The sequence below is a fragment of the Glutamicibacter sp. X7 genome (assembly GCF_054889245.1).
Genome location: NZ_CM142678.1, coordinates 1,138,782 through 1,154,355, shown reverse-complemented (window position 1 = coordinate 1,154,355; position 15,574 = coordinate 1,138,782). Strand labels below are relative to the sequence as shown.

15 protein-coding genes are annotated in these 15,574 nt (G+C 63.5%); 3 read left to right on the top strand and 12 right to left on the bottom strand.

The window, feature by feature from the left end; translation table 11 throughout:
- The first annotated feature begins 294 nt into the window (after positions 1-294).
- A complete protein-coding gene (locus ACYU0X_RS05635; RefSeq protein ID WP_461902387.1) occupies positions 295-657 on the top strand; it encodes an iron chaperone in 363 nt (120 codons plus the stop codon).
- A gap of 19 nt (positions 658-676) precedes the next feature.
- Here ACYU0X_RS05635 and ACYU0X_RS05630 read toward each other — a convergent pair whose 3' ends face one another.
- On the bottom strand, positions 677-1,093 hold the full coding sequence (locus tag ACYU0X_RS05630; protein ID WP_461902386.1) for a hypothetical protein: 417 nt from the start codon (positions 1,091-1,093) through the stop codon (positions 677-679).
- Positions 1,094-1,261: 168 nt separating this feature from the next.
- Here ACYU0X_RS05630 and ACYU0X_RS05625 point away from each other — a divergent pair, with 168 nt between their 5' ends.
- Positions 1,262-3,499, top strand: a complete 2,238-nt coding sequence (locus ACYU0X_RS05625; protein ID WP_461902385.1) for an NHL repeat-containing protein — start codon at positions 1,262-1,264, stop codon at positions 3,497-3,499.
- Positions 3,500-3,509: 10 nt separating this feature from the next.
- On the opposite strand, the gene ACYU0X_RS05620 is transcribed toward ACYU0X_RS05625, so the two are convergent.
- The 9 genes from ACYU0X_RS05620 to dapA form a co-directional block, all read right to left on the bottom strand.
- Positions 3,510-3,815, bottom strand: coding sequence for an XRE family transcriptional regulator (locus ACYU0X_RS05620; protein WP_418908808.1), 306 nt, complete (start codon positions 3,813-3,815; stop codon positions 3,510-3,512).
- 168 nt (positions 3,816-3,983) lie between these two features.
- Positions 3,984-5,546, bottom strand: a complete 1,563-nt coding sequence (locus ACYU0X_RS05615) for a molybdopterin-dependent oxidoreductase (protein ID WP_461902384.1) — start codon at positions 5,544-5,546, stop codon at positions 3,984-3,986.
- 145 nt (positions 5,547-5,691) lie between these two features.
- Positions 5,692-7,278, bottom strand: a complete 1,587-nt coding sequence (locus tag ACYU0X_RS05610; protein ID WP_461902383.1) for a molybdopterin-dependent oxidoreductase — start codon at positions 7,276-7,278, stop codon at positions 5,692-5,694.
- 68 nt (positions 7,279-7,346) lie between these two features.
- Positions 7,347-7,781 carry a DUF4383 domain-containing protein gene (locus ACYU0X_RS05605; RefSeq protein ID WP_461902382.1) on the bottom strand — a complete coding sequence of 145 codons (435 nt, stop codon included), beginning with the start codon at positions 7,779-7,781 and terminating at the stop codon, positions 7,347-7,349.
- Between the two features lie 102 nt (positions 7,782-7,883).
- The gene (locus tag ACYU0X_RS05600; RefSeq protein WP_461902381.1) at positions 7,884-8,723 is read right to left on the bottom strand and encodes an anti-sigma factor; all 840 of its coding nucleotides are present in this window, start codon (positions 8,721-8,723) and stop codon (positions 7,884-7,886) included.
- On the bottom strand, positions 8,723-9,316 hold the full coding sequence (sigK, locus tag ACYU0X_RS05595; RefSeq protein ID WP_461902380.1) for an ECF RNA polymerase sigma factor SigK: 594 nt from the start codon (positions 9,314-9,316) through the stop codon (positions 8,723-8,725). The genes ACYU0X_RS05600 and sigK overlap by 1 nt, the downstream gene beginning before the upstream one ends.
- A gap of 134 nt (positions 9,317-9,450) precedes the next feature.
- Positions 9,451-10,122 carry a fasciclin domain-containing protein gene (locus ACYU0X_RS05590; protein WP_459275768.1) on the bottom strand — a complete coding sequence of 224 codons (672 nt, stop codon included), beginning with the start codon at positions 10,120-10,122 and terminating at the stop codon, positions 9,451-9,453.
- Positions 10,123-10,380: 258 nt separating this feature from the next.
- Positions 10,381-12,087: a ribonuclease J gene (locus tag ACYU0X_RS05585; protein ID WP_309408091.1), complete on the bottom strand. Its 1,707-nt coding sequence runs from the start codon at positions 12,085-12,087 to the stop codon at positions 10,381-10,383.
- A gap of 19 nt (positions 12,088-12,106) precedes the next feature.
- On the bottom strand, positions 12,107-13,018 hold the full coding sequence (dapA, locus tag ACYU0X_RS05580; protein WP_461902379.1) for a 4-hydroxy-tetrahydrodipicolinate synthase: 912 nt from the start codon (positions 13,016-13,018) through the stop codon (positions 12,107-12,109).
- Positions 13,019-13,084: 66 nt separating this feature from the next.
- Here dapA and ACYU0X_RS05575 point away from each other — a divergent pair, with 66 nt between their 5' ends.
- On the top strand, positions 13,085-14,278 hold the full coding sequence (locus ACYU0X_RS05575) for a heparan-alpha-glucosaminide N-acetyltransferase domain-containing protein (protein WP_461902378.1): 1,194 nt from the start codon (positions 13,085-13,087) through the stop codon (positions 14,276-14,278).
- 61 nt (positions 14,279-14,339) lie between these two features.
- Here ACYU0X_RS05575 and ACYU0X_RS05570 read toward each other — a convergent pair whose 3' ends face one another.
- The gene (locus tag ACYU0X_RS05570; RefSeq protein WP_309408097.1) at positions 14,340-14,798 is read right to left on the bottom strand and encodes a hypothetical protein; all 459 of its coding nucleotides are present in this window, start codon (positions 14,796-14,798) and stop codon (positions 14,340-14,342) included.
- Complete coding sequence (gene dapB / locus ACYU0X_RS05565; protein ID WP_461902377.1) at positions 14,798-15,556, bottom strand: 4-hydroxy-tetrahydrodipicolinate reductase; 759 nt, start codon at positions 15,554-15,556, stop codon at positions 14,798-14,800. Before dapB ends, ACYU0X_RS05570 begins: the two co-directional genes overlap by 1 nt.
- Between the last annotated feature and the right edge of the window lie 18 nt (positions 15,557-15,574).

Here is a 15,574-nt window from a genome sequence, read left to right as displayed (position 1 = left end):
CGCGGATCCGCCAAGTCGACCCTCGTCAACCAAGCACTCTCCGCAAATTCCGCATTATGAAAACTTTTTTCATTAGAATGTCTACAAGTGTCGAGGGTCACATGCTGGCTGTCAATGGTCTGTCTCGAATTGTGAAGCGCCGTGGGACCAACGGGTCTAGTCAACTCCCACCGGCAGCGAAAAGCCTTCTCAGCCAGTGATTGGCGTCGGTCTTTGCAAAGGTACAGAGGAGTCCCCCATACTTGCGCGGCAAGCGTTCGTGGAGAAGACTAGCTGGAACGGAAGGGTGACCCCATGAATGAGAAGGCAACGAGCATCGAGCAATACCTGCAGGGGATCAACCCCGAGGCGAGAAATGAACTCGAACGCCTACGGGCACTCGTCACCGAAACCGTTCCCGACGTCGCCGAATCGATCAGTTACGGCATGCCCACGTTGACGTATCGGGGTCGGGCTCTGGTGTATTTCACGGCCTCGAAGAAGCATTTGAGCTTCTACCCATCGTCGTGGGCCATCGAAGAGTGCCAAGATCGGCTCGGAGACTACCAGTGCACCAAACACGCCATTCGGTTTACCCTCAACAAGCCGCTACCAGATGCTTTAGTCCGAGACTTGGTGCTCATCCACCGGCGGCATATTGACGCCGACCTAGACTGATCGCACGCGTACGCCACGTTCAGTTGATGATGAAGGCTTCTTTCGCCCCGCACTCTGCGGCCGGTTCCCGCTCGGCAATTTCGCGATAGCCGCCACCGAATGCAATCGGCGAACCCTGCGAGTACTCATCGCCATCTAGCTGCAACGCGGGGTGGCCATCGGACACCGAGGTACGTTGCGGCCAGATCACCAGAACCTCAGCCGTATCGTCGGATAGCCGCGCTAGCCAGCAGCCCCCATCGCCAACTTCCAACGTCCCCTCAAGGTGAGCGGTCGACTTAGCCTGTCCACTCGCGTCGGAGAGAAAAGTGCGCTGTCCGCCGGCCTGCACCTGACGAATCTCCGTTCCGCCAGCACACCCGGTGGCGCCGAGCGCGATGGGGGCGAGAATCATCACCGAGATTGCAAAACGACCAAGAGGTCCGCGGATACGCATGAAAGGTAAGCTATCGGTACTCTCTGGACAGTTCAAGGCCCCAGAGGACGCGGCCGGCGAACGCCCGAGCGTGGAGATGACAGGCACGCGAGGCATCTTCAGCGTTTACTCATGCCTAAACGGTAGGCTGGTAGATCGTTCCGGTGCCGACCACCTCCAGGAGAGCTAGTGCCAGAAGGCTCCACGCAACCTTCGAAGTCCATCACGCGACGCTCCGTCCTTGCCCTCTCTGTCGTCGCCGCAGGAGGTTTTGCCGGCGGGGCGCTCTGGGCGAACCGCGAAGGGGCTTCCGCGCCGGTCCCCGAGTCCACGCCTTCGCCCTCCCCCACGCCCAGCCCCGAACCGATCTGGGAAGAACGCGATCCACACTTCCTGGCCGAGCTCACCCGCGGGAGGGACACCGGCGGGATGCACCGCGAATACACCGGTGTCTTCCCCGCGCTCACACTGCGTGATGTCGTTCCGCTCATCGGGTTAGGAACCGCCGAGGATCCTTGGGTAGCGGCGACCATCATCGGTCCTTCCCATCAGCTTCAGATCATCCCGTCCGGGGCCTCGACCCCCGCCTACACCTTGAGCATTCCCGAGGACGCTCAAGGTGAAATACTGTCCATGACCTGGGACGCGAAACGCAAGACGCTGTATCTCTCCGTCTCGGGAAGACTGTGGGCATGGCGTCACGCCGCCCCCAAATCCTTGGCCAAGCTCGGAGATGTCCCCAAGGCCAGTACCCTCTACGACCTCGTCGTCGACGAGAACTCCGTGGTGTGGGGCGGAACCTACCCCACCGGAACGGTCTTCAACTACACCCCGGGCACACAAAAAATTCGTGTCTTCCCACGCATGGCCGCGGATAGCGACTACGTGCGTCGGCTCGCACTGGATCCCACCGGCAGGCTCTGGGTCGGCACCGGCTCACGGAACCCACGCATTTTCACCTTCCCGACCACCGATCCCAGCGACCGGACCGAGGTGCAACTTCCGACGCCGCAAAAGAACGGCTTCGTCTCGGTGCTGCGTGCCCGAGGTTCGCAACTGCTCGTGACCGCCAGCGGACACGTCGACCAGCTGGTGCTCGATACCAAGACCCGCAAGTGGCTCACGCCGATGGACTTGAAGGGCTCCTCGCGCAACGCGTCAAACTGGTTGCCCGGCCGCGACACCTACTACACCGTCGTCAAGGGTCGGCTCACGGCCAACAAGCCGGGGGCGGCCTCGGCCCTGGACCTCGGGGCGATTGGCACCAATGCCCCGATCGAACTGCACGCCACGGCGAATTCCGTTCTGGTCTTCAGCGAAACCGCTACCGGTTACCGGACCGAGCACTTCGACCTGAAAGCACGCAAATCCGTCGGGCAGCATGCGGTGACATTGACCGAAGGCCTATTCGATGCGCACAGCCTGCTCGCTCTTTCCGATGGCAACCTCTATATCGGCGGGTTCATGGGTTCGGGGCTCTCCGGTCTCAATCCGGTGACCGGCGACCGCTGGCGCTCGCCGGAGGGCGGCCAGGTCATCCATCAGGTGGAGAACATGATCGAGTTCTCCCCTACGCGCTGCTACCTAGGTTCCTATGGTGCCGCGGACTTGATCAGCTGGGACAGCGCGCAAAAGGACGACGACAACAGTTACCGCCGGATCTCGCGGTTGAGCTATGAGTACCATCAGTCGCGCCCGTACGGGTGGGCGGCGAACTCCACGCAGGTGTACTTCGGCACCGTCCCGGATTACGGGTTGGCCGGTGGCGTGTTCGGGATGATTGACCCGGAAAAAGACCGTGTGGCGTGGGTGCTTGATGGCAACGGCAAGGGCTTCATTCCGGGCCACTCTATTATCGGCCTGGTGGCCGACGAGGACTACGTGTATGGAACCACCTCGGTGCGCAACGGGTACGGAATCCCCGACACCGAAGGACCGTCCCAGGTCTTCAAATTCGATGTGAAGACCAAGAAGCTAGTGTGGCAAAGCGAGCCGGTAGAGACCGCCGGGGCCTTGTACTCTCCGCAGCTGGTGGCCGGCTGGCTACTTGCCGCTGATATTGAGGGCATCAACGTGATCGACCCACGCAATGGCAAACTCGAGGCTCGTCATAAGGTCAGCGCCCACTTTAATGCTTCGCGCCGCCCGGGATGGGCTTCGGCTGGCCTCGAAGTAGTGGGCGACGGGGAGCGTGTGGTGCACAGTGCCTCGGGAACGACCACGGTGCTGAACTTCCGCACCGGCACACACCACCGCATCGGTGGCCCCGGAACGAAACGACGTTTTGGCGTGCGCCTGGCCTCGTTCCCCGACGGACGGGTTTTTGCCACCTACAACGATACGTCGGTAGCCCAGCTGGATCTGGAGCCGGTGCCAGAACCGGCGGCGACGGCCAAACCCAGCGCTAAACCAACACCCACCGCATAGACGGTTGTTGCTAGTCCAGCTCTAGGGTCTGTTCGACGAGCACGGCGCGCAGTTCCAAGGATCCGCCTAGGGCTTCGGTGTAGCGACGCAGGGTGCCGACGGATACCTCGTCGAGCGCGCCCCTTTCCAAGTCGATGACCTCCGCCAGACTGGCTCCGATTTGCTCGGCCATCTGCTCGCGGGTGATCTCGTGGGCCTGCCGGAAATCCGAGAGTTGCCGGGTGCGGTTCGCGCTCTTCATGCGCTTTTGGTGAGCCACAATCGATTCGCGGTTCACCTCATGTAGTGAGCTCAGGTCATCGGATCCATGTCGCATCGCAGCCACTCCTCGGGGTCGGCGTTTCTTCGGCCTCCGGCACAGGTTCTCCGAGGGCTGTGGTTATCGTACGTCCTGACACCGAACGGCGAGTGAACCGTGCCCAACAAGAATGAAAAGCACGTAATATATCGCCTCGAGGCAGCATTTCGGCCGGAATGAGCTCCCCTACTTGACGGTAAAGCTCACCCGATGCCAGCCGGTCGCACCGTTGGGGGCCGGGCTCATCGACTCCTCGATTTGTAGCTTGCCCTCACGGTCATAGGCCCGCACAGTGGCTGTATGCTCCCCTGCCGCCAAGGAATCCACACGGAGCACGAACTGCCGCCAGGTATCGACCGAATCCTGCTCCGCCAGTTCGGCTTGCTGCCACGGACCGTCGTCGAGACGCACCTCGACCTTGGAGATTCCGGTGTGCTGGGCCCACGCGGTACCGGCAATGGCGAGCTTCTCGGAAGACACCGTGGCCTTGGCCCGCGGAACATCAATCCGCGAGGACAACTTGATCGGACCATGGGTGGACCAACCACGAGTGCTCCAATAGGCCAAGGCTTGGTCGAAGCGTGTCACCTCGAGGTCAATCACCCATTTCGTGGCCGAGACGTATCCGTAAAGCCCAGGAACCACCATGCGCACCGGGAAGCCGTGTTCGAGCGGTAGCGGTTCATCGTTCATGCCGACGGCGAGCAGTGCGTCGCGGTCGTCGGTGAGCGCTTCCAAGGGCGTGGAAGCGGTAAACCCGTCGTGGCTGGTGGACAGGACCATATCGGCCTCGGGTAACGGCCGGGCGCGGGCCAGTAGCTCACGAATCGGGTAGCCCAGCCATTTGGCGTTTCCGATCAATTCCCCGCCGACCGGGTTCGAGACACAAGCCAAGGTCACCCGGCTTTCAACCAGCGGCTGCGCAAGGAGCTCGGCAAAGTCGATTTCCAGATCTTCTTCGACCATCCCGTGGACGCGAAGCCGCCAATTCTTGGGGTCGATCTCGGGCACCCGCAGGGCGGTGTCGACGCGATAGAACTCGACGTTGGGTGTCACGTGCTGCGGCATACCGGCGACGTTGACTTGGGCTCCAGCGGGAACCGCCGCGGCCGGTGTTGCAGCGCGCGGCAGTCGTAGCGCTTCCCGAATAGCAGATGCGACATTGCGCACCGAAGATAGGGCCCTGCCGCCAACACCTAGGAGTACGGCCCCGGCGGCGGTAACCGATACAGCCCGCAGGAATTCACGGCGCGAACTGCGCGGCACCTCTTGCGCCGTATGCGACGAGTTGCTCCCCTCCGTTGCTTCGGCGGCGCGCACCGTATAGTTCAGGGCGAGTATTCCCGCCACGGCTCCCGCGGCGGTGGGCACCAAATCCAGGATTCCTGTGGCTGCGCGAGACCAGACCGCCATGCCGAGGGCTATCGCCAGCAGGATAATTAGCCCCGCGGCAAAGGCACTTGCCCGCCGCGCCAGAATCCCGAGCAGCGCGGCGGCGAGCAAGGCCACAATCCCCATAGAAATGAATAGCGCCAGCTTGTCGTTCGTGCCGAAGGCCGCGATGGCGAAATCTTTCAGCCACGGCGGGGTGATATCGATAAACCACGCGCCGACGGCCACCAAGGGCGAGGAGGCGCGCGTGAAAGGCACCGAGGCCAACTCCGCCACGCCGAAGAAAAGGCCGGCCGATACCACCCCGGCAAGCGCGTAGCGCCAGCGCTGGACGTTCGGTGATGCGGTGCTGTTCATGTCCTACTCCTCGGGCTTGGGCTCCCATCATAGGCAGGCAGCAAATCCCGTGGCCGGTTCCTAACGGAACCGTAATGTTCTGCGCACTCGACCTCTGCGCCGCTGGAGAGACGCATACCGGAACGCGGCGAGCGGTGCCCGGCTCCTAGGTGACCCGGAAGGAGACTTCGTGCCAGCCGGAGCTGCCATTAGGCACAGGGTTGGCGCGTTGTTCGCTCTGTAATCGCCCCAAGCCGTCGTAGGCGCGCACGCGGGCGGTATGAGTCCCCGGGGCCAGGCCGCGCACGGGTAACGACCATTGTCTCCAACTGTCTATACCTGCCGCCGCGGCTAGTTGCGCTGCGTGCCAGCGGCCTCCGTCGAGTTGCACCTCAACACGGGTAATTCCACTACGCTGTGCCCACGCGGTGCCGCCGAGCATGAGGTCTCCGGCCGGTACTTGGGCAAATCCGCGAGGCACGTCGATCCGCGACGAGAATTTGATCGGTCCACGAGCCGACCAGCCGCGCGTTGTCCAGTAGGCCTGTTTATCCGCAAAACGTGTCACTTCGAGGTCGATCACCCATTTTGTGGCCGAAACATATCCGTAGAGTCCGGGAACGACCATGCGCACCGGGAATCCGTGTTCGGCAGGCAGCGGTGCGCCGTTCATCCCCACGGCGAGTAAGGCGTCGCGCTGATCGGTCAGCGCCGCAAGGGGTGTGGAAGCGCTGAACCCGTCGTGGCTGGTGGAGAGCACCATATCTGCCTGCGGGAGCGGCTTGGCGCGGGCCATGAGCTCACGGATCGGGTAGCCCAGCCATTTGGCGTGGCCGACGAGGTCACCGCCGACCGGGTTGGAGACGCAGGTGAGCGTGACCCAGCTTTCGACCAGCTCTTGGCCCAGCAGTTGGTCGAAATCCATGGTGATTTCGTGTTCGACCAAGCCGTGGACTCGCAGGCTCCAGGTTGTTGGATCAATCCGGGGTATCGATAGCGCCGTGTCGATGCGGTAAAACTCCTCATTGGGGGTCACGAAGGGCGGCATCCCTGCCAGCTTGACTGCCACGTCATCGGGGAATGCGGCAGCGCGTCGAGCGGGGGCTGGAAGCTTCACCTGGTCGACGGCGGCCCGGAAGGTCGAATGCGCCGACGAAAGAGCCCGTCCCGAAGCTGCCATCACCCCAGCGAGCACCAGACCCAGTGAACTCAACCGCAAGAAGTCGCGACGAGTGTGCGCTCCTCGGCCCGCCGTTTGTTCCGCGGCGTTCCCCACCGGCGCGCCATTAGCGACTCGTCGCGCCCGGCCCGTCAATAAAGTCAATGTGCACAGGCCGAGCATTACACCGAACAGCGTGGGTAGCATGTCGCTCGGGCCGGTGGAGGCGCGGGTGAGCACGGCGGCCACCAGCAACAGCCCCAATGCGGCGACCAGAGTAAGTGCGGCCGGTAGCCGAGCGGCAGCCAACCGTCCAATGGCCGTGGCGATCAGTAGCGACACCAAGCCGATGACGACGAACAGTGCCACCTTATCGTGAACGCCAAATAACGCAATGGCTAGGTCCTTGACTGCCGGTGGCGAGAAATCGATCAGCCAGGCTCCTATGGCCACGACCGGTGAGGCAGCTGCTGCAAAGAACACTGAGATGAGTTCCGCCGCGCCAAAGAGCAGGGCGGCGGAAACGATACCGGCCAGGGCGAACGGCCATCGGCGTATCGTCTGCCGGCTATCAAGCCCATGGTTTTTCTTCATGATGGCCTACTTTCCGTGCCGTCGATGCGGCGCCGGCCCGAAGGTAGCGGCGCCGCATTGCACCTGCTTTAGTGGCGTGTGGCCTTGCGGCCCAGGAGCAGGCCGCTGAGCAGCATGACGGTACCTAAGATGAAGTGCAGCCAGTTATCGGCCATATTCAGCGGGATGAAGTTCGCCGGCCCAGAGCCGGCGGCCAGTCCGTAGATCCACAAGACCAGGTAGACGGCTCCGGAAAGCACGAGAAACATCTTGGACCTTGGTGCCGCGGTGGCAGCGACAAGTCCCAGAACACCGAATATCAGGTGTACCAAATTGTGCAGGGTGGAGATTTGAAAGACGCCGAGGAGCATCGCCTCGGAGTGGTGTCCGGCGAAGCCCAGATGTTCGATCCCGCTGGTGATACCCGGCACGAAGCCGAGGATCCCGACGAGTAGAAAAGTTGCGCCAAAGAGGCCGGCGGCCAGTTGCAGCGGACTTCGTTTAACGGTGGTTTGCGCGCTCATGATGTGCTCCCTCGTGCTGGGCGGCGACCACGTATTGGCCGCCGCTGACACAAGAGGTTCGGAGCACTCCCCCATCTGGATTGCCGGATGGGGGAAAAATTTCTAGAGCTCCTGAACGAGGATCGGGTCGGTGGTGGGCTGCGGAGAACCGCCTGCCGGTTCGACGGTAATTCCCAGATGCGTCACGCCGTCCATGCTGCCTTCAACCAGGCTTACCTCTCCGGAGGCCAGCATCCCGGCCGGCGTCGCGCCACTGTCCCCGATAAGCCAGAGTTCATAGCCGTGGCCCTCCGGTGCCTTGGGCAGTTGCTCCCCCGAGACGGACATCAGGCCGGAGGCGCTCGAGTAGGCAAGGGTCACCGTGGCGCCGTCACTGGTGCGGGCCTGCACGGTCCGCAAATCCGGGGCCTGCAATAGCGAGCGTAGCCCTTGCGCCTCATTCTGCGCTGCGTTGAGTTGCTCGCGCAGCTCGTTGCCTTGCCGGTGCTCGGCGACGAGTATGCCACCAAGGCCGAGCGCTGCCACCAGCAGTGTGGCCGCGGCCAAGGCAAAAGCGGTTCGGCCTCGTCGTGCCCTCGGTGCTGGTTCGGTCGCTACCCGCTCTTCGCGGGCTGGCCCCGGCGTTGGTGCCGAGGTCATCGCCGCTTCCGGTCCGCTAGCGGGTTCCTGGGCCGCGGACGTGGGCGAGGTGGGATCTGCGGCGGGCTGCTGCGGCAAGTCACGAATCGCGTCGAGCACATTGCGTTTTAGCTGCGCCGGTGGCTGTTCGCTGGCCGCGTAGCCAAGAACGGCGGCACCCTCAGAAAGCTGTTGCACATCCTGCGCTAGGGCTTCATCGGTGGCCAGCAACCGTTCAAAGTCGGCTCGTTCGGTGTTGGACATGGCGTTCAACGCATACGCGGCGGCGGCATCCGCGTGTTCAGAGTTCTTCCGCTGTTCCATCAGGCCACCCCCATTCCGTTTCGTAGTCGTTTCAGTCCATCACGTATTCGTGTTTTCACCGTGCCTAGTGGAACGCCAAGCCGTTCGGCAACTTCATGTTGCGTCAGGCCCTCGTAGTAGGCCAGTGAAATCGCCTGTCGTTGCGCATCCGGCAGCGTTTCCAGCGCTTGCCGGGCGCGCTGCGCATCGGCATGCACTATGGCAAGGTCTTCAACATCATCGTGCGACTCCTGATAGTCGCGGATGCCTTCTCGAAGATCCCGGTTCCGGCTCGCGTTGGCCGAGCGTACTCGATCCACCGCTCGCCGGTGCGCGATTGTTGCGATCCAGGGCAGGGCCGAACCGCGCGTCCGATCGTAGCGAGCGGCATGTTGCCAGAGTTCGACGAATACCTCTTGGGCCACGTCGGAGGCGAGCTCCGGATCGACCAATATGCGCCGAGCCACACCGTACACCATCGGTGAGACGGCGTCGTACAGCGCTTCGAAGGCCGCCCCATCGCCCTGCGCGGTGCGTGTGAGCAACTCTTCGGGCGTCGCATCGAGTGCGGCAGAGCGCTGCCCAGTTTCCGATTCCTCCATGTGCATCAGCATCTCACGTCTCCTTTAGCCTGGCCCTGTTCCCACTCCGCCGACGCGTGGGGCAAAAATGGGGCGAGGTAGCTGCCGCTACCCCGCCCCACCTCGTTCGTCTCAGCCCGAGGCCCATCGACGGCCCCGGTGGTGCGTTATTCGGATTTCATTGAGGGCATTAGCACCTGATCCACCAGGTAGACCGTGGCGTTGGCGGTCTGCACGCCACCGCAGATGACGTTGGCGCCGTTGACCTTCAGCTCATCCCCGGAACCGGTGACCTCAACATCTTCGCCCTGCACGGTGGCGTGTTTCCCGGGCAGGTCCTCAGGCAGGATTTGGCCGGGAACAACGTGGTAGGTCAGCACGGTACTCAGGGTGTCGGCGTCCTGCACCACGGCCTCGAGGTCCTTCTCGGGGATCGCGGCAAAGGCCTCGTCGACCGGGGCGAAAACGGTGAACTCGTCTCCGTTCAGGGTGTCCACCAGGTTGACCTCGGGGTTCAGTTTCCCGGAAACCGCAGCGGTCAAGGTGGTCAGCAGCGGGTTGTTCGAGGCGGCAACGGCCACGGGGTCCTGCGCCATCCCGGCCACCGATCCCTCGCCATCGGGAACCTGTTCGGCGTAGTTGGCACATCCGGAACCCACCAGGTACTGCGCAGGGTCCATGCTCGGCGATTCGCTGGACTCGCTGGCCGGGGTGGAAGCCGTTGCGGCCGGCGAGGAACTCTGCGGGGAGGTCGTGGTGCCACCGGTGCTGCAGGCGGCGAGCCCAAACAGTGCAGTGAGGCTCAGGCCAACAAATGCGGTGCGCGCAATCTTCTTCATGGTGTTGCTCCTTCGATCTGCGGACCTGATGGACCGCGAATGGTGTACCCGTGGTGTGGGCTGTCATCGAAGGTTCGGAGCGGTGGCGCGAGTGGATTGGATTATTTTTCTCCGCTTCGCGCGTCGGCGCTCGAACGGGCACACCATGGAATCCGCGGCCTCGAGAGCAACACCTGCTATGCCGCTGTGGCGTGGGGTTAAAGCAGCGGTCCCCACCTCAACATGATTGAGGTGGGGACCAGTGGTGTGGCAGGCGGGTTAGGCCTCGAGCACCACGGGAACGATCATCGGGCGGCGACGCAGCTTGCGGGAGACCCACGAACCAATGACGCGGCGGGTGATCTGCTGCAGCTGATGGGTGGTGTGCGAGGGGTTATTCCCCACCGCTTCCACGATCGCTGCGGCGATCTTCGGCTTGATCTCGTTGAAGACCTTATCGTCCTCGGCGACACCGCGGGCGTGGATATCCGGCCCGGAGATGATGGTGCCGTTTTGCCGGTTGATGACGGTGATGACCGAGATGAAGCCCTCTTCGCCGAGGGTGACGCGGTCCTTGAGGTCCGAGTCGGTCACGGTGCCGACCTTGGAGCCGTCGACATAGACGTAACCGCAGTCGACCTGACCAACCAGCTCGGCCTTGCCGTCCTTCAGATCCACCACCGAGCCGTCCTCGGTGAGCAGCACGTTATCCTCCGGCACACCGGACTGTGCGGCCAAGCGGCCGTTGGCGATCAGGTGACGGGTTTCGCCGTGCACCGGCATCACGTTCTTCGGGCGCAGGATGTTGTAGCAGTACAGCAACTCACCGGCCGAGGCGTGCCCGGAGACGTGCACCTTGGCCATGCCCTTGTGGATCACCTCGGCGCCCAGGCGCATCAGGCCGTTGATCACGCGGAAGACCGCGTTCTCGTTGCCCGGGATCAGGCTCGACGCCAGGATCACGGTGTCCCCCGGGTTGACCTGGATCTTGTGATCGCCGTTGGCCATCCGGGACAGGGCAGCCATCGGCTCGCCCTGCGAACCGGTGGACATCAGCACGACCTTATGCTCGGGCAGCTTGTCGACTTCCTTCATGTCCACAATCACGCCCTGCGGCACATGCAGGTATCCCAGACGTTCGGCGATGCCCATATTGCGCACCATGGAACGCCCGATGAAGGCCACCTTGCGCCCGTGGATTGCCGCGGCGTCCAGCACCTGCTGCACGCGGTGCACGTGGGAGGAGAAGGAGGCGACGATGATGCGTCGGCGAGCCTTGGCGAACTTCGCCTCGAGCACCGGTCCGATGTCCTTCTCGTGCATGGTGAAGCCCGGGACGTCGGCGTTGGTCGAGTCCGAGAGGAACAGGTCCACGCCCTCTTCGCCGAGGCGGGCGAAGTGGCGCAGGTCGGTGATGCGCCCATCGAGCGGCAGCTGATCCATTTTGAAGTCGCCGGTGTGCAGCACGGTGCCCGCGTCGGTGCGCAGGAAAACGGCCAGGGCGTCGGGAATCGAGTGGTTAACGGCCACGAATTCGCATTCGAAGGGCCCCACTTCACGCACTTCACCCTCGACGACGACGGTGCTGTTGGCCTTCAGGCGATGCTCGGCAAGCTTCGCCTCGATGAATGCCAAGGTCAGCTTGGAACCGTAGATCGGGATGTCTTCGCGCATGCGCAACAGGTACGGCACGGCACCGATGTGGTCTTCGTGACCGTGGGTGAGGACCAGGCCGACGATGTCGTCGATCCGGTCCTTGATGTAGGAGAAGTCCGGCAGGATCAAGTCCACGCCCGGCTGGTGCTCCTCCGGGAACAGCACGCCGCAGTCGACAATCAACAGCTTGCCGTTGATCTCGAAGACCGTCATGTTGCGTCCGATATCGCCCAGGCCGCCGAGCGGAACCACCCGCAGGGTGTCCTTCTTCAGCTTCTTGGGTTGTTGCAGGCGGGCGGTATCCGCCTTACCCACTGACGTTTCGGTCATATGCGGTTAATCCCTTTCGTTAGAGATCCCATCCGCCTTCACGCAGGTCCGCGCGGATGGCATCGAGTTCAGCGTCCGACGGTTCCAGCAAAGGCAGTCGAACGACGGTGTTCGGCAGGACACCCTGCCAGTGAAGTGCGTACTTGGAGGCAACGGACCCCTGAATGTGGCTCATCAGAGCCCGCTGGATCGGGTCCAGCTCAAAGTGTGCGGCGCGCGCGGTGGCCAGGTCTCCGGCGTGCATGGCGTCGACCAGCTTGCGGTAGGTGGCCGCGGCCACGTGGGCGGTCACGGAGACCACGCCGGCGGCGCCGGCGGCCATCAGCGGCAGGGTCAGTCCGTCGTCGCCGGAGTACACGTGCAGGTCGGTGTTGGCCAGCACGGTGGTGGTCGACTGGTAGTCGGCCTTGGCATCCTTCAGCGCAATGACTTCGGGGATTTCGGCCAGCCGAATGATGGTCTCCGGGCTCAGCGCGATACCGGTGCGTCCGGGAATGTCGTAGAGCATGATCGGGAGCTTGGTGGCGTTGGCGATGGCCTCGATGTGGGCGATGATCCCGGCCTGGCTCGGCTTGTTGTAGTACGGGGTGGTGGCCAGAATGCCGTCGACGCCAGCTTCCTTGGCTAGCAGGCTCAGGTGGATCGAGTGGCGGGTGTCGTTCGTCGTCGACCCGGCCAGCACGGCCGCGCGATCGCCGACCGCCTCAACGACGGTGCGGAACATGCCGACGTTTTCTTCGTCGGTGAGCGTCGAGGTCTCACCGGTGGTGCCGGTAACCACCAGGCCGTCGCAACCGTCATCAACCAGTTTGCGCGCTACCTTGGCCGCGGCCTCGTAATCGACCTCGCCTTCATTGGTGAAGGGAGTGACCATGGCGGTCAAAACGGTTCCAAAGGGGAATGCCTGCTGATCGGTGTCGCGTAGTGCCATAGTCCAAATCTACACGCGCAGGTGTCGTCGTGGCATATCGACGGCCCCTTGTGATCGGATGAGTGCATGAGACCCGCACCACGCCCCACGCGCCTGCCCGGCGTGGACACCGCCCGCGCGGTCGCCGTGCTGGGCATGTTTGCGGCGCACGCGCTACCCTTGTTGGTCCTCACCTCGATTGGTGGCGCGGAGCCAACTTTCGCGGGATCAGTGGCCTCGGGGCGAGCCTCGGTGCTTTTCATGGTGGTGGCCGGGCTCTCACTGGAGCTTTTCGACCGCTCGTTGCGGGCCCGCGGAGTGCCGGTGCGACGGCGGGCGTTGATTTACCTGCGCCGCGCTTTAGCCCTAGCGGCACTTGGGCTTATCACCGGCTTGACCAACGAAGGCATAGCCAACATTTTGGTGCATTACGCGATGTTATTCCTCCTCTTGCCCTTGGCACTCTTCCTACCCCCGGTAGCGCGCTGGTTGCTTACCCTTGGTTGGCTAATGGCCATGCCTATGCTGCGACTTCCGCTGAGCACCTCGTTGGAGGGCCTGCGTCTGGATCACAACCCAAATCCCACCGACCTGTTGGACCCGGCGAGGCTCATGGCCGACCTATGGGTCACCGGCTATTACCCGTTGCTGGTCTGGTTCGGCTTCGGGCTGCTCGGGATGGCCTTAGGTACACTACCGCTCAGGCGTCTGGGGGCACAGCTAGGGTTACTGGCCGCAGGCCTGCTGGGTGCGGCGTCCAGCCTCGCCGCGGGCTGGTGGAAGGTGGCCGGGTTGGGCGATGAACTGCAGCGCCTGGTGCCGGAGCTATCCGAGAGGCTACCGGCCGCGCTGGTCACCGGGCGGTACGGTGCCGCGGTCGAGAACGCGCTCGGCGGGCATCCGGTCTTCGCGTGGTTGCCGATGCCGCATAGCAACTCCTTGCTCTTCACACTGCATGCCGCCTGTTGCGCGCTGGCCATCATCGGGCTCTGCCTGTGGCTGACCCCGCGGCTTGGCTGGTTCGGCAGGGTGCTCTCCGCGGCGGGGCGCGCCCCGCTAAGCCTGTACGTCGGGCACCTGCTCATCCTGCCGATTTTGCTGGAGCTTCTGCCGACGACGGCCACGTGGTGGGTGTTGGTGGCCGGCCTGCTGGGCACGGGTGCCTGGCTGAACTACTCGGGGGCGCAAGGTCCGCTCGAAGCTCTCCTGCGGTGGCTCAGCGGGGTTACACGAGATGCACCGGGCGACGCGACGGCGGCCGAACGCTCCGCGCGGGACTAAAAAGCGCCGGTAAGGACCTCATGTCCTGACCGGCGCCTCATCGTGTGCGGTTGAGCGGTGCCTAACGGCTTATCGAGCGCTGTTCGGCACGCCAGTAGCCGATGGATGTGCGCATGGAATTGCGGGCACGACGCTTATCCCCACAGGCCTCATAGGCAAGGGCCAGGCGGTACCACGACTTCCAGGACTCCGGATGCTGCTCGACATCGCGCTGGTGGTTCACGAAGTCGGCGTCGGCGGCCTCACGCACGAATCGTCCCGAGGGGGTGCGCGGCAGGTTATCCTCCGGTAGCTCACCCAGCGCCTCGAGTTCCTTGCCCATGCGTTCGGTGCGCAAACCGAAGAGTATCTCGCGAATCAGAATCCAGACGCCCAGGGCGGGAATGACCAGAATCGCCACGCCCATAACCTTCGCGATGGGCTCCTCGGTAAGCATAAAGCGCCAGGCCTGGGTAAAGGCCATGGCGATATACAGGACGAACAGCAGCAGGATGCCGCCGACCCAAAGCTTGGTTTTCACTACTGCCCCAGCTCCAAGTAGCCGTCTAGGCCATAGGTCAGTCCGGGACGCGAGGCTACGGTGCGCAACCCCAGCAGGACACCGGGCATGAAGGAGGCACGGTCATAGGAGTCGTGGCGTAGCGTGAGCTGCTCCCCTTCGCCGCCGAGCAGCACCTCCTGGTGGGCTACGAGGCCGCGCAAGCGCACCGAGTGCACATGCACGCCGGAAATATCGGCGCCGCGCGCCCCGTCGATCTGCGTTTCGGTGGCGTCCGGGCTCGCCGGAACGCCGGCCTGGGCGCGGGCGTCGGCGATCAGTTCGGCGGTGCGCACCGCGGTGCCCGAGGGGGCATCAACCTTATTCGGGTGGTGCAGTTCGATGATCTCCACTGACTCGAAGTATTTCGCGGCGGTGGCCGCAAAGGCGCTGGCCAGCACGGACCCCAAGGCAAAGTTCGGGGCGATCAGCACACCCACTTCGGGGTGCTCGGCCAGCAGGGACTGCAGGTTAGCGCGTCGCTCATCGTCCCACGCGGTGGTGCCGATGACCGCGTGCAGCCCGTGGGAGACGGCAAAATGCACGTTGTCTTCGGTAGCCGAGGGCACCGACAGATCCACCACGTGGGTGGCTCCGGCCTGCAGAATCTGCTCAAGGTCATCGCCGCGCCCGAGGCTGGCGACCAGCTCCATACCCTCGGCCGCTCGCACCGCCTTGACCGCTTCGGACCCCATTCGTCCATTGGCGCCCAAAACGGCGACCTTGATCGTAGAACTCATGACTTTAAGCCTAGCGCC

Bases quoted from the DNA above. Each gene is read 5' to 3' on its own strand.
- ACYU0X_RS05575 (WP_461902378.1), top strand. From the start codon at position 13,085: ATGAGACCCGCACCACGCCCCACGCGCCTGCCCGGCGTGGACACCGCC.
- ACYU0X_RS05630 (WP_461902386.1), bottom strand. From the start codon at position 1,093: ATGCGTATCCGCGGACCTCTTGGTCGTTTTGCAATCTCGGTGATGATT.
- ACYU0X_RS05585 (WP_309408091.1), bottom strand. From the start codon at position 12,087: ATGACCGAAACGTCAGTGGGTAAGGCGGATACCGCCCGCCTGCAACAA.
- ACYU0X_RS05605 (WP_461902382.1), bottom strand. From the start codon at position 7,781: ATGAGCGCGCAAACCACCGTTAAACGAAGTCCGCTGCAACTGGCCGCC.
- ACYU0X_RS05635 (WP_461902387.1), top strand. From the start codon at position 295: ATGAATGAGAAGGCAACGAGCATCGAGCAATACCTGCAGGGGATCAAC.
- ACYU0X_RS05600 (WP_461902381.1), bottom strand. From the start codon at position 8,723: ATGGAACAGCGGAAGAACTCTGAACACGCGGATGCCGCCGCCGCGTAT.
- ACYU0X_RS05610 (WP_461902383.1), bottom strand. From the start codon at position 7,278: ATGAAGAAAAACCATGGGCTTGATAGCCGGCAGACGATACGCCGATGG.
- ACYU0X_RS05615 (WP_461902384.1), bottom strand. From the start codon at position 5,546: ATGAACAGCACCGCATCACCGAACGTCCAGCGCTGGCGCTACGCGCTT.
- ACYU0X_RS05590 (WP_459275768.1), bottom strand. From the start codon at position 10,122: ATGAAGAAGATTGCGCGCACCGCATTTGTTGGCCTGAGCCTCACTGCA.
- dapA (WP_461902379.1), bottom strand. From the start codon at position 13,018: ATGGCACTACGCGACACCGATCAGCAGGCATTCCCCTTTGGAACCGTT.
- ACYU0X_RS05620 (WP_418908808.1), bottom strand. From the start codon at position 3,815: ATGCGACATGGATCCGATGACCTGAGCTCACTACATGAGGTGAACCGC.
- dapB (WP_461902377.1), bottom strand. From the start codon at position 15,556: ATGAGTTCTACGATCAAGGTCGCCGTTTTGGGCGCCAATGGACGAATG.
- sigK (WP_461902380.1), bottom strand. From the start codon at position 9,316: ATGCTGATGCACATGGAGGAATCGGAAACTGGGCAGCGCTCTGCCGCA.